Annotated in this window: 11 protein-coding genes and 1 tRNA gene; 8 read left to right on the top strand and 4 right to left on the bottom strand. The window is 39.8% G+C overall.

From position 1 onward, the window contains the following. Positions 1-24: 24 nt before the first annotated feature. Both KHZ77_RS08550 and KHZ77_RS08545 read left to right on the top strand, forming a co-directional pair. The gene (locus KHZ77_RS08550; protein WP_295197920.1) at positions 25-3261 is read left to right on the top strand and encodes a type I restriction endonuclease subunit R; all 3237 of its coding nucleotides are present in this window, start codon (positions 25-27) and stop codon (positions 3259-3261) included. Positions 3262-3342: 81 nt separating this feature from the next. Continuing rightward, positions 3343-3819 (top strand): low molecular weight protein-tyrosine-phosphatase, encoded by a 477-nt coding sequence (locus KHZ77_RS08545; protein WP_295197916.1) that lies wholly within the window; start codon positions 3343-3345, stop codon positions 3817-3819. A 267-nt stretch (positions 3820-4086) separates the two neighbouring features. On the opposite strand, the gene KHZ77_RS08540 is transcribed toward KHZ77_RS08545, so the two are convergent. Beyond that, positions 4087-5160, bottom strand: a complete 1074-nt coding sequence (locus KHZ77_RS08540) for an LLM class flavin-dependent oxidoreductase (protein ID WP_295197914.1) — start codon at positions 5158-5160, stop codon at positions 4087-4089. A 422-nt stretch (positions 5161-5582) separates the two neighbouring features. Between KHZ77_RS08540 and KHZ77_RS08535 the strand changes: the two genes are divergently transcribed. The 3 genes from KHZ77_RS08535 to KHZ77_RS08525 all read left to right on the top strand — a co-directional run bounded on the left by KHZ77_RS08535 (position 5583) and on the right by KHZ77_RS08525 (position 8204). Beyond that, the gene (locus KHZ77_RS08535) at positions 5583-6200 is read left to right on the top strand and encodes a TetR/AcrR family transcriptional regulator (RefSeq protein WP_295197911.1); all 618 of its coding nucleotides are present in this window, start codon (positions 5583-5585) and stop codon (positions 6198-6200) included. Positions 6201-6358: 158 nt separating this feature from the next. After that, the gene (locus tag KHZ77_RS08530; protein WP_295197908.1) at positions 6359-7225 is read left to right on the top strand and encodes an aldo/keto reductase; all 867 of its coding nucleotides are present in this window, start codon (positions 6359-6361) and stop codon (positions 7223-7225) included. Between the two features lie 118 nt (positions 7226-7343). Then, positions 7344-8204, top strand: a complete 861-nt coding sequence (locus KHZ77_RS08525) for an aldo/keto reductase (RefSeq protein WP_295197904.1) — start codon at positions 7344-7346, stop codon at positions 8202-8204. A gap of 245 nt (positions 8205-8449) precedes the next feature. Here KHZ77_RS08525 and KHZ77_RS08520 read toward each other — a convergent pair whose 3' ends face one another. Beyond that, positions 8450-8971 (bottom strand): GNAT family N-acetyltransferase, encoded by a 522-nt coding sequence (locus tag KHZ77_RS08520; RefSeq protein WP_295197901.1) that lies wholly within the window; start codon positions 8969-8971, stop codon positions 8450-8452. A 192-nt stretch (positions 8972-9163) separates the two neighbouring features. Further along, the gene (locus tag KHZ77_RS08515) at positions 9164-9799 is read right to left on the bottom strand and encodes a site-2 protease family protein (RefSeq protein WP_295197899.1); all 636 of its coding nucleotides are present in this window, start codon (positions 9797-9799) and stop codon (positions 9164-9166) included. A gap of 402 nt (positions 9800-10201) precedes the next feature. Between KHZ77_RS08515 and KHZ77_RS08510 the strand changes: the two genes are divergently transcribed. After that, complete coding sequence (locus tag KHZ77_RS08510) at positions 10202-10963, top strand: helix-turn-helix domain-containing protein (protein WP_295197896.1); 762 nt, start codon at positions 10202-10204, stop codon at positions 10961-10963. Between the two features lie 220 nt (positions 10964-11183). Then, positions 11184-12101, top strand: a complete 918-nt coding sequence (locus tag KHZ77_RS08505) for a hypothetical protein (protein ID WP_295197893.1) — start codon at positions 11184-11186, stop codon at positions 12099-12101. 220 nt (positions 12102-12321) lie between these two features. Here the strand turns inward: KHZ77_RS08505 and KHZ77_RS08500 are convergent, their stop codons facing one another. Beyond that, a complete protein-coding gene (locus KHZ77_RS08500) occupies positions 12322-12723 on the bottom strand; it encodes a hypothetical protein (protein WP_295197892.1) in 402 nt (133 codons plus the stop codon). 173 nt (positions 12724-12896) lie between these two features. Here KHZ77_RS08500 and KHZ77_RS08495 point away from each other — a divergent pair. Beyond that, positions 12897-12987, top strand: a tRNA-Ser gene (locus tag KHZ77_RS08495). The last annotated feature ends 148 nt before the right edge of the window (positions 12988-13135 follow it).

The following is a 13135-nucleotide window of genomic DNA, read 5'->3' as shown; positions in this document are numbered from 1 at the left end:
GATGTTATGCCGTACTTTAATATTGTGGCAGAAACATCAGAAAATACAGTTGTAACGGAATATGAACCAGTCAAAAAGCGCTCTGATGCGTATCAAAGTGAAGCGGAGCTGGAGAATGAGTTCATTAAGCTACTTGGCGAGCAGGGATATACCTATTTGCCGATTCACACTGAAAAGGATTTAATCTGTAATTTGCGTGAACGTTTGGAAGAATTAAATAGTTGCAAGTTCACAGACTCTGAATGGGATACTTTTTTTAAGAACTCCATTGCTAATGCCAATGAATCAGCTGTAGAAAAAACACGCACGATTCAGGAAGATAATGTTAAAATCCTAAAACGTGAAAGCGGTGAAACCAAGAATATTACGCTCATTGATAAGAAGAATATTCACAATAATCGCTTGCAGGTTATTAACCAATATGCCGTTGGGAAAATGGATGGTGCAAAGCATGATAACCGCTATGATGTTACTATATTGGTGAATGGGTTGCCACTGGTACATGTTGAGTTGAAACGTAGAGGTGTTGCGATTCGTGAGGCCTTTAATCAGATTAACCGTTATCAGCGTGATTCTTTTTGGGCGGGTTCAGGTTTATTTGAGTATATTCAGATTTTTGTCATTTCCAATGGTACAAATACAAAGTATTATTCAAACAGTACGAGGCGGAATGCTGAAAAAGAACAAGGAAAACGTGGAGGCAGTAAGACCAAAACAAGTAACAGCTTTGAGTTTACTAGTTTTTGGGCCGATGCTAATAACCGTATTATTCCTGACTTAATAGACTTTACTAAGACCTTTTTGGCAAAACATACATTGCTGAACATCATTACGAAGTATTGTATCTTTACATCTGAAGGCTTATTAATGGTCATGCGCCCATATCAAATTACGGCTACGGAACGAATCCTTAACCGCATTGAGGTCGCTAATAATTATAAGAAATACGGCAGTGTTATGGGTGGCGGCTATATTTGGCACACAACAGGCTCCGGTAAGACGTTGACTTCATTTAAAACAGCTCGATTGGCTTCAAGACTTCCTTATATAGATAAAGTACTCTTTGTTGTGGATCGGAAGGATTTGGATTATCAAACAATGAGAGAGTACGACCGCTTTGAAAAGGGAGCGGCCAACTCGAATACGTCTACATCTATTTTAAAGAAACAACTTGAGGATGAGGATGCAAGAATTATTATTACAACGATTCAAAAGTTGTCTACCTTTATAAAAAGCAATAGTGGACATAATGTATATGATAAGCATGTCGTTATTATTTTTGATGAATGTCACCGAAGCCAATTTGGCAGTATGCACACTGATATTGTGAGAAGCTTTAAAAAATATCATTTATTTGGATTTACAGGCACGCCTATTTTTCCGGTTAATTCCGGACGAGTTAAGGATCCGCATTTGTTTACTACGGCGCAACTCTTTGGGGACCAACTCCATACGTATACAATTGTAGACGCTATTAATGACGCTAATGTGCTACCATTTCGTATAGATTATATTAAGACCATGGAAATGGATGAAGAAGTCACAGACGAAATGGTATATGATATTAACCGTGAAAAGGTAATGATGGCACCGGAGCGAATCAGTCTGGTTACAAAATATATATTGGATCATTTTGACCAAAAAACGTATCGCGGTGATAAATCGTATGAGTTTAATAAATTGATAAATATTGCGGATGTGGCAGGTTCTAAGAGAAGCACATCTAATGATACTAGTGCAACTAATAAACGTAAAATCGTTGAAGAGATTAAGAGTAGACAATGGGTAAATGGATTTAACTCAATTTTTGCTGTAGCCAGCGTACCGATGGCGAAGCTGTATTATAATGAGTTTAAGAAGCAAATGCTGGAAAGTCCAAGAAAAAGATTGAGAATTGCTACTATTTTTAGCTATGGTGCTAATGAGGCTGAAGTAGATGGTATTTTGGATGAGGAAAATTCGGAGAATACCATTAACCTCGATCAGTCATCTCGAGATTTTCTGGAAGCAGCTATTCAAGACTATAATCGTATGTTTAAAACCAATTATGATACTTCATCTGATAAGTTCCAAAATTATTATAAAGACGTATCACTTCGTATGAAGAATAAGGAATTGGATCTTCTTATTGTAGTGAATATGTTCCTTACAGGTTTCGATGCTACAACTTTAAATACCTTATGGGTAGATAAGAATTTAAAAATGCATGGACTTATTCAGGCATTCTCTCGTACGAATCGAATTTTGAACTCTATTAAGAAATTCGGCAATATTGTCTGCTTTAGAAATCTGCAAAAACGTGTAGACGCTGCTATTTCTCTTTTCGGAGATAAAGAGGCAGGCGGTGTTGTACTGATTCGAAAATTTAGCGATTATTACAACGGTTATAAAGCTGATGATAGTACATATATACCTGGCTATGTAGATATGATAAATGATCTATTAAATAAATTCCCGTTGTCTGAGCCAAGAATCATTGGAGAAAAGCAACAGAAAGAGTTTGTTGCGCTGTTTGGAGCTATTCTTCGGATGCGTAACTTGCTATGGTCATTTGATGAATTTAAAGGTAAAGAATTAATTTCAGAACGAGATTTTCAGGACTATCAGGGACGCTATCAAGATATATGGGATCAAATGAAGGTGGACCGCGTACCTAGTAAAGATATTAACGATGATGTAGTATTCGAGATAGAATTGATTCGTCAGATAGAGATAAACATTGATTATATTCTGATGTTAGTTAAGAAGTATCATGATACAAACTGTGAAGATAAGGAAGTGCTTATCACAATCGATAAGGCTATTTATAGTAGTCCGGAACTACGTAGCAAAAAGGATTTGATAGAATCGTTTATTGCTCGTATTAATGATGTGGACGATGTAATGGCTGAGTGGCAGACCTATGTAGTGGAACGAAGAAACGCCGACCTTACAGAGATTATTACTGAGGAAAAACTAAAACCGGAGGATACGCGTAAATTTATGGAAAATGCGTTCCGTGACGGTGAGATTAAGACTGTAGGTACTGAAATTGATAAACTTATGCCTGCAATTTCCCGCTTCGGCGGTGGTAACAATCGTGCTGAAAAGAAGCAAGGTATTATTGATAAGTTTAAGGCGTTTTTTGAGAAATACTTTGGTATTGGTGGCACATCCAGTTTTACTGAACCGGAAGAAAAAGAGGCAGTTCATCAATGGGAAGATTGGGAACAGATGCAAATGGTTGCTGATCCTGATGCGGACTCTTATAGTAAGAAGTAGTAAATCGTTTGCTTACAGATAAGTTAAAAAATCAAAATAATTTTTGTACGAATAATGTAGTGTAACTTGAAAGGAGATCATATGAAAATAGGTGTGCTTTTTGTATGCCACGGTAATATTTGTCGTTCCACTATGGCGGAGTTTTATTTTAAGCACATTGTGAAGCAGGCCGGCTTGTCTGATCAGTTTGAAATTGCGTCCGTAGCTACGAGTCGTGAGGAGATAGGTAACGATACGCATCACGGCACGAAGAAAAAGCTGAAGGAAATGCATATTCCATTCGGTCCGCGCCAGGCCCGTCAAATCACGAAGCAGGACTATGCTCATTTTGATTACATTATTATTATGGACGAAAATAACCGACGCAATTTAGTTCGACTCTTAGGTCCTGACACTGAGAATAAAGTGTATAAAATGCTGGATTTTGTGAATGAAAATCGCGATGTACGGGATCCTTGGTATACCGGCAACTTTGATGAAACCTACGATGATGTCAGTGTGGCTTGTGATGCTTTGTTAGAATATATTAAGAAACATGACTTGGCAGGGCAAAAGTAATTAGCGATTACAGAAGAGAATCCATAAGCGACTACAGAAGCGAAGTCATAAGCGATTAGTCCGGTTAGACTGATTGGGCTGATTGTGATTAGCGGTCTGAGTATCGGAGCAGCGGTTCCACTAAATAATAAAATAATAAATATTAATTTAAAACCCCGGTGACGCCGGGGTTTTGTTATATCTGTTTGAAATATAAAAAAGCCTATCTACTTCAAATATGAAATAGATAGGCTTAATGACCTTATTTTTTTATTACATATGATGTGATTATACCAATTTTACCGCATCAGCCAATAATTTATATGAATAGGCTTGTGCTTTTTGATCGTAAATTAAGCTTTGCGCCATAATTTCATCAAATGTTACGCGTTTTTGCAGTTCCTGTAACTGTTTAGCCGCCGTAGCAGGGCTGCCAACCAAAGAAACGGCCGTCATCTGTCTAACTACTGCTTGCTCGCGGAACGCAATATCTTCCGCTCTAAAGGAAATTGGACCAAAATGCGGTGCCGCTTTAGCTGCCACATAATTATCCCAAAGTTCATCTTCAGATTCTACCGGTGGCTGTAATCCTTGGTTATTGCCGGTAACAATATCAATAAAACGCTGTGTGTGAGTGGTAGCTAAGCGTTTTGCTTCTTCATCTGTATCTGCTAATACGGCGTTAACGCCCAAGATAACGTAAGGTTTTGATAATACATCGGATGGTTTAAAACGATCCCGATAGATTGCTACCGCTTCTTCCATCATAGCCGGTGCAAAATGAGACGCAAAGGAATATGGTAAGCCTAAATCAGCTGCCAAATAGGCGCTGTCAGTGCTGGAACCCAGTATATAAAATGGTACCTGAAGTCCCGCAGCAGGGTAGGCATGAACACCGTTTGTATCATCAAAATAGCCTTTTAGTTCGCTTAACTCGGCGGCAAAATCAGTATATAGATTATGCGTGCGGCGAAGGGCTCGCGCTGTCACCTGATCTGTACCGGGAGCACGGCCTAAACCTAAATCCAAGCGATTAGGATATAAGGTTTCTAAAGTACCATACTGTTCTGCCACCAAGTATGGACTCTGATTCGGCAACATGACACCGCCTGAACCGACGCGAATTGTTTTGGTGTTAGCCAATGTATGCTGAATCAAAAGTTGGGTAGCGCTGCTCCCCAAGGAGCGCATATTGTGATGCTCAGCAATCCAATAACGTTCGTAGCCGTAACTTTCAACCGCTTGCGCCAAGGCAATCATATCATTATAGGCCTCCGAATAGGTCTGGCCGGCGCGCAAGGGCACCAAATTCAATATAGATACCTTTAGCGGTGCTTGTGTATCCTGTTTATTTATTTCCATTATATATCTCTCCTTATACTCGTTCATTCCCGAAGAGTGCTCTCTAATTATTAAATCTATAATTCGCGATATAAATATATATCTGAGGCTATTATATGTTTTATTTTATTCCCTGTCAACGACATATTTAAAATTTTCTATATAGATATTGTACTCTAAATAATTGAAAAATACATCTTATTATAAGAATTAGAGATGATATTTTTCATAAAGCTATAAAAAATTCGTTTCTCAAAGTGTTTTATGGAAGATAGGGCGGAATATCGGCAGATACAGGATTTAAGGTCTTTTTGAGAGCGCTTTTATCATTGATAACATATTCCTTATATTCAAAAAGTTAAAAATACTGAATTAAATTCATTGAATTCAATTCAGTGAATGTGCTATAATGAACTCACCAAGAAGATTTGGGAGGTGAGTCGATGACAACAAAATTAACGAACCGACAGCTTGCAGCGTTAGAAACTAAGAGAAAGTTACTGGATTCGGCGAAAAAGCTTGTCACTGAAAAAGGACTGGTTAATACATCCATTGAGGAGATTGCCAAAGCCAGCGGCGTTTCAACAGGCACATTCTACACGCACTTTAAGCGTAAGGAAGATGTTATCTTTGAACTGAGTTACGAAATGTACGAAGAGATTACGAAACAGGCTCTCGCACATGAAGGTGACTTTATAACGCGCCTCACATTTTTTATGGGCAACTTTTCAGGATATATTGAAAAGAGCAGTCTAAAGCTTTGTCAGGAATGGGTGCGCAACACGGTGGATCCTGATTTACTGGATGTACCGGTTGAGGACACGAAACTGTATCTGGATATAAAATCCATGCGACAGTTTTTTAATGACGGTATCGCACGAGGCGAGCTGAAGGACGATACGCCTGTAGAAATATTAGCCCATACAATTATCGACATTCTGTACGGGCAAATGCTCTGCTGGGATATGTCCGGCGGCGCCTACAGCTTTGAAGCGCGAACTCGTGAGTTTTGCGAGCATTTCCTGCCAAGCTTGGTAACACCGTATTTAATTTTGAAGTAATGTGTTTTAGTAAACCAGATTGTATTTAGTTTTAACGTAATGTATTTAGTAAGAATAATGTGATTTTTAAAAAGTAGTGTTTTTAGAAGTAACGTATTTTTATTGTATTTTATAAATTCTATTTGATTTTAATCAACGTAGAAAGGATGGACAAGAGTATGAAAATTAACACTGTAACATTAAACGATGGCGTTCAAATTCCTGTATATGGTTTCGGTACATTCCAAATTCCTGCAGACGGCAGCACATACAAAGCTGTGCGTGAAGCATTAGATTTAGGTATTCGTCATATCGATACGGCTGCTGCGTACTTCAACGAAAGCGAAGTAGGTCAGGCTATCAACGATAGCGGTATTGATCGTAAAGAAATTTTCGTAACCAGCAAACTTTGGTTACAGGACTATGGCTATGAAGCAGCTAAAAAAGGGATTGAAACGTCTCTTCGTAAATTAGGCTTGGACTACATGGACTTATATCTTATTCATCAGCCATACGGCGATGTTCCGGGCGCATGGAAAGCCATGGAAGAAGCAAAAGCAGCCGGTAAAATCCGCTCCATCGGTGTAAGTAACATGACACCAAAAATCTGGAACGAATTTGTACCTCAGTTCAACACAGTTCCATCCGTTAACCAGGTAGAATTCCACCCATTCTATCAGCAGAAAGAATTGCGTGAAATTTTAGACGCGGCCAATGTTCGTCTTGAAGCGTGGGCTCCATTGGGTCAAGGCAATCCTGATCTATTAAATAATCCTGTAATCAGCAAAATTGCGGAAGCTCATGGCAAGGAGAACGGCCAAATTATCCTACGTTTCGAAGTACAGGAAGGTATCATTATTTTCCCTAAAACTACAAACCCTAAACGTATGAAGAGCAATATGGAAATTTTCGACTTCGAATTAACTGAAGACGAAATGAACGCTATGCGTGCTCTTGATACCGGCAAAGGCCGTCATAATCCTGACGCTCCGGGTGTAGCGGAGTTCTTGTTGGCAAACTATGACATTCACGCCGATGAAAAATAATATAACAGCTGATTGTTGTATATGAGATAGTTAAAATAGTAAAAATGGTTAGACCTATAGAGGGTGTATGTGACACATGCACTCTCTATATAATCGATTACTGAAAGAGGAGATTCCCATGGAATATAGAGAGTTTTATAACGGGGTAAAAATCCCGATGCTCGGATTCGGTGTTTACCAGATTCCCGAATACGAAGATTGTAAAAAAGCAGTATTAACTGCATTGAAAACCGGTTATCGTTTAATCGATACGGCACAAGCGTATTTGAACGAACGTGCAGTGGGGGATGCGATTAAAGAAAGCGGCATTCCACGCGAAGAAATCTTCATTACCACCAAACTTTGGGTACAAGATTTCTCTTACGAAGGTGCTCTTAAAGCGGCAGAAGGATCTTTTGAGCGTTTAGACGTAGACTATATTGATTTAATGTTGCTTCACCAACCAATGGGCGATTACATCGGTGCATGGCGCGGCTTGGAAAAATTATACAAAGAGGGCCGTTTCAAAGCTATCGGCATGGCCAACTGCTACCCTCAAGTATTAGTTGATCTTTGCGAAACCTTTGAAATCAAACCTATGATTAATCAGGTAGAAATGCATCCGTTCTTCCAACAGGAAGTTAACTTGGAAACTATGAAAGAATACAATGTAGTGCCGGAAGCATGGGGCCCATTTAATGAAGGTTTGCATAATTTCTTTACCCATCCTGTATTGACAGGCATTGGCAATAAATATGGCAAATCCGCTGCGCAGGTAGCACTTCGTTGGAATATTCAGCGCGGCGTTGTAGTTATCCCTAAATCTGTACGCGAAGAACGCATGCAACAGAACTTCGATGTATTTGACTTCACATTGTCTCAAGAAGACATGGATGAAATTAAGAAATTAGACATCGGCCACAGTGAAATCGTTAACCATTTTGATCCTAAATGGGTAAAAATGGTCCGCACTTGGAAGTTCGATTTAGAAAACCAATAATAATTTCAGTTAGTATAGATAATAATTACACACCGGCCCGTGCTGATAATAAATGGCAATAACGAAAGAGCCAACAACTGAATATAGGGCAGATAATGCCTATAAATAATAAAAAAATCTGTATCGCAGTAGTGAAGTAGTGCGATACAGATTTTTTATTTTCTGCTCTTTTATTATATTCTTTTATTTTCTGCTCTGTTATTATGTTCTTGTTTTTATTAAAGGTTAGGGCTGTAGGACAAGTTTTATAAATTGTATTCGTATAATTTATACTCCGTCCAGCCGGTGTCTTCGTAGAACATGGTTTTTGCTTCCACAAAGACAAAGCCGCATTTTGTGTACAAGGTTTCCGCAGCAATGTTGGTACCCAGAATATCGAGGCGTACAGCCTTTTTATTCATTTTATGGGCCAGGTTAAGTACTTCCTCTACAACGCGACGGCCGATACCGCGGCCCTGTAAGTTAGGGCGAACACCCAAGGCGTGAGGAATTAACACTTCCTCCGGTTTGCACTCCAAGGTCCAAGGCGTATTTTCATACCCTTCATTATAATCGCTATTAACGATGACGCATGCGTAAAGGTCGTCATTTTCTTTCAGCGTGTACAATTCGCCTTTAGCCAAGCTCTCTTTCAGAAATTCATCAGTAGGATAAATGCCTTTTTTCCAGCCGATACGGTCATTCTGATCGGCCATATCATCAATCAAATCCCAATAAAAAGTTTTTATACGTGCAAACTCATCGACTGTAGCCTGTTGGAATAACATGGCGCAGCACCTCCCCCATCGTGTCTCGCTAAATATCAGTATACTTAGAGTGTAGCACGCTAAGTATATAATTACAATTCTGAGGGAGCGGCGGGGCAGTGGTTTAACTTTTAGTATTTGGTATTAAGTATTCAGAGCTTGGTTCGTTTTAGCTTTCAGGCCCTTAATTTGAAAACTTAAGACTTATAGGACTTATAAGAAATAAAGGATAAGCCCGGCTATGCCTGTAAATGATTTTAAAATCAAGTTACTCATAGGGATCAAAATCATACTCAACAATGGAGAGTAGATTAAGATAATGAGGATGATGAAGCTGAAACGTTGCCACTGCCAATATTTCATCTGTAAGTCTGGAGACAGGAACGACGAAACGATATGTGCGCCGTCCAATGGAGGGATTGGCAATAAGTTAAAGATGGCAAAGTTAATGTTGAGAATCAGCATGGCACGCAGTACGCGTACGAGGCCGTCAGACATTTCCACATTATAATACATGGTTAAAACGAGAGTGATTGCCGCAATAAAGGCAATGATCAGGTTGGCAATAGGGCCGGCCACCGAAACGAGCACATCGCCCAGTTTTTTATTTTTAAAATTGGCCGGATTAATAATAACCGGTTTTGCCCAGCCGAACTGTAAGAGCAAAATCATGAGGAACCCGAGCCAGCTTACATGGGCGAATGGGTTTAAGGTAAGGCGGCCGTAACGGGCTGGTGTATCATCACCAAGCCAGGTGGCAACCTGGGCATGGGCGTATTCGTGAACTGACATGGCAACGACAATGGCCGGCAAGGCGGCAATCATCGACATAATATAGTAATTGTCCATAAAGACTCCTTATATATAAATATAGAAATAAATAGTTATTATTTGCTTTTATAGTATACCGCAAATTTTCGATATAAGCAAAATAAGGCATATATAAATTTTTAATACGTGGAAGGTAGTGTGATATTAAAAAATTTGAGTCGAAAGATGTCTGTTTAGTGAAGTTTAACATTACGTGTAATTGTCATTTGGTTAATAATGAGAAACAATCAAGATGAAGGTAAAAATCAAGGTCTTTTTGCTAATTCCGTATACGATTCGCCCTATTAGGACGAGTGGATGGGTTGTTTTTGACAGAGCGGCTTCGTTATAATTGAAAAAGATTGACTGAAGAAAAGAGCAGCGACGAATTTCTGAGGGGGACGTTTTTTATAATCCAAATCTTTTATAAGGGAGGATCATATGGAACCAAGACCATCACAACGTATCGTCATACCGGAACAGTTACTATTTCAGTTGTACGTGGAGGAGAAGCAGTCATCATGGATGATTGCGAAAAAATTGCATTGCAGTCAGGACACGATTGTAAGACGACTCCATGAATATCGCATTCCTATTCGAACGCGAAAACTGGAATTACCCATGGATGAAGTGGTCACACTTTACAGAAAGGGAATTGGAGTCAAGCAATTGGCTCAGCGGTATCAATGCTCACATACTACACTTGCGAACCGACTGAGAAAAGCCGGTGTTTTGCGCTATGTAAAATCGCCGAAGAATACTAAATTTTCTCCTGCTATGGAGCGTCGTATTGCCCGGCTCTACAAGAGTGGACAAAGCGCCAATCAGATTGCCAAGGACCTCCGCGTATCCCGCTGGCTCGTGCTGGCAGCCTTGCGTCGGTTAGGCATTCGGATTCGCCACAGCAATAAGCGCATAGCGGTGAATGTGGACGAACTCATGTATTTATATAAAGTTCACGGCTACTCCACTACAGATCTGGAAAGCATTTATAATGTGAAAGCCGGGACTATTGGTGAACGTTTAAAAGAACGGGGCGTAAAATTACGGGGCCACAATTTGGACCTCAATGCCTATGAAGTCTGCTATCGCTATGACCAAGGGCAAAGTCCCTTGCAGATTGCGGAACACTTCGGATGCTCTTATACAGCCGTGAGGCGCCGTCTGGAGAAGTGGAAACGGTATAAACGGGTGGTAAGTTAAATCCTGTAAGATAAATCAAGTAAGATAATCCCATCTAGCTATACTTATAGCCATACTTACGTATTATAAATCTCTTTATACGTTTACGGCATTACTTCCCAGGACTCCCGAAATTTTGTATACTTAGGTGTATACAAATTTAATTACATATATGAGCCGGATAAAATTAAAGTTGAAGCTGAATAACTAGCGTGCTTATATATGTGGAACGGAGAGTTTTATGGATATTTTACTTGCCTCTTTGCCGTATTTCGGCCTTGGCTTTATCGTTGCCGTCCTCGCACGGTTTACCGGTGTAGCTATGTCGTTTTTGTTAGTGCCTACCTTGTTGTATTGGGGCGCCACACCTTTGGAAGTGGTAGCCTTTATGCTGACCTTTGTAGTGTATAACAACTTTACATTGGAAACACAGGATATGCGCCTGGAAATGAAAAACCTTGCCTTCTTTAGAGGATGGCGTATTGCGTTACCGTTAGTGGTGGCATTGATTTTGGCTTTCGTGGCACCGCCTCTTTCGGTAGCATTCTTTATTATCTGTTTTATTATGGAATTAGGGGCCAATGTATATCGCAAGATTGAGCCTAGACACCGTCCAACCATGGGACAGCTTGGCCTTATTACGATTATTTCGCTTTTATGGTGTGTAGTCGGCGTTGCTATCTTACCTTGGATTCCGGCCAATTACTTCTACGGCGTTGTAGGCTTAGTGATGCTGGTGATTACTGCATTTACCTGGTACGCCGGTAAAAATCGTGATGCGTTCCGTACAAGTTGGGCACAAGTTTGGGGCTTCATGACAATATTCCTGGGCGCCTTCGGATTGGAGTTCAGTACTTATATTAAAGGTCTGCGCCGTAACCGCGGTACAAGCTTTGACACCTTGTTGCCTTTAGTTACCGTAATCGCCGCATTGGGCGGGGCCCTCATGGTGTTTGCTATGTACAATATGTTCTCCATGCCATCCTTAATCGCTGCTGTTGGTGCAGCTTTGGGCACACGGGCTTTTGGCGTTTACGAATACAGCAAACAGGGCACATTCTCCTATGCAGCGATGGCCATGGCTATCTTGGCGGCTGTTTGTTTGCTTTTAGTAGCACCTGTACCAACAGGATTAGATCTGATTGAAGGGCTTATTTAATAGGGAAAGCAGATAATCGGGCAAAATAAAAGAGCAAAATAAAAGAGTGTTTTCACTTATCTACCGGCCATTTGTAGTGGGGCTGTGATAAAGGAAACACTCTTTTTTATATAGATTTGATTTTATATGAATCTGTTTTTATACAAATCTGTTTGTATGTGGGTTTATCTTTTGTATAGATTTTATGGTTAGTATAAGTTAACAGTTAGAAGAGGTGCTGTTATTTTTCCGAGTCAGGATTGTTTTTTATAAGACGTAACGACAGCGGCGCACGACGACTTAAGAGTTGATCTAACTTCTGCATGGCATCTTCCTGCGAAATGTCTTCCTGTAGGGAGGCCATAATTACTTGCGCGAACAGGTCTTCGAAGTGCTTATTTAAAATTTCCTTGGCCTCTTCTTCGGTGAAATTTTCTACTGTTTTAGATCGTTCCATAATTTTATTAAAAACGGCTGTTAAATTCTCTTCGAGAAGGCGAGCCGCTTCTTCCTCGGTGAGGGCGAACAGATCTGCAATGTCTTCGGACGACAGAACGTGTGCATCAGCTTCGGTATTCTGTTGTTGTGCCTTTTTTGCCTCATAAGCTGCTTTGCCTTTGGCAAAATCAAAGACTTCCGCCATGCAGTTCGCCTCCTTTACTCTTTTAAATCACTTACTACCTGTATACTAAAATGAAAGAATATACTTGTCAACAGGGGTAAAAAAGGGGCTTTATAAATTAGTAAAAAATACGTAAAAAGATTGTTGACAAATATATGGGTTTTAGATATACTAGTAAAGTACTTTGTACGTATGGAGAGGTGTCCGAGCGGCTGAAGGAGCATGATTGGAAATCATGTGTGCGGTTATACCGTACCGAGGGTTCAAATCCCTCTCTCTCCGCCATTTTTTTTGCCTATTTTTAGAAAAAATCAGGCTAATAATCAAAAATATTTCACCCCCTCAAATGAGGGGGTTTTTTATTTACAAAATATATACGAATATATCTTGGGAATAAAAAGGTATTTAAACGGACTTTATAGAATAAGTAACA

The organism is Veillonella sp., from assembly GCF_018364065.1.
In the GTDB taxonomy this organism is placed as follows: Bacteria; Bacillota; Negativicutes; order Veillonellales; family Veillonellaceae; genus Veillonella_A.
The sequence above is the reverse complement of the archived record's forward strand: the minus strand, read 5'-3'. Positions and strand labels throughout refer to the sequence as shown.